Source organism: Candidatus Protofrankia californiensis (assembly GCF_900634765.1).
Classification (GTDB): domain Bacteria; phylum Actinomycetota; class Actinomycetes; order Frankiales; family Frankiaceae; genus Protofrankia; species Protofrankia californiensis.
The window spans coordinates 10,456-10,926 of the sequence record NZ_CAAAFT010000096.1; the positions used below are offsets into that span (position 1 = coordinate 10,456).

The window sequence follows — 471 nt, forward strand, 5'->3', positions numbered from 1 at the left end:
GCGTCGGGGAACACCAGGTTGTAGGTGACCAGGTACAGCGTGCCGGCCCGCGGACGCGCGGCGAGGAACGACGGGATCGAGGCATCCCAGCCCAGCGGAGGCAGGACGAGCGTGTTCGCCTCGGCGACCGGCGTTCCCGACGTGTCCGTCGTTGGATAGTCGGCGTAGTACTGCACGTAGTACTGCTGGGCCTTGTACCACTGCCGTTCGTCCCACCGCCCGGGGATCACGATCTGGACGTCGCCGGGCCTGGACGTCCGTCGCTGGACGGCGACCAGCTCCCGCATGTCGCCGAGTAACAGCGGGCCGGCCGCGCTCGCTCGGATCTGCCTGGTCCGCTGGGCACTGACCGCCCCGACCGCCAGGACGAAGACCAGGACCGTACCCATCGCCAACACGGCGATTGCCCGGATCAGCCCCGGCTGGCCCGGCTGGCCCGGCTGGCCCGGCCATGGTCGCTCCGGTTGCTCC

General features: G+C 70.7%; 1 protein-coding gene. It reads right to left on the reverse strand.

The window, feature by feature from the left end; genetic code table 11:
* The coding region (locus tag DD1DGNOD_RS26585) for a hypothetical protein (protein ID WP_165036460.1) at nt 1-389 on the reverse strand (389 nt) is incomplete at its 3' end.
* Nucleotides 390-471 lie beyond the last annotated feature (82 nt).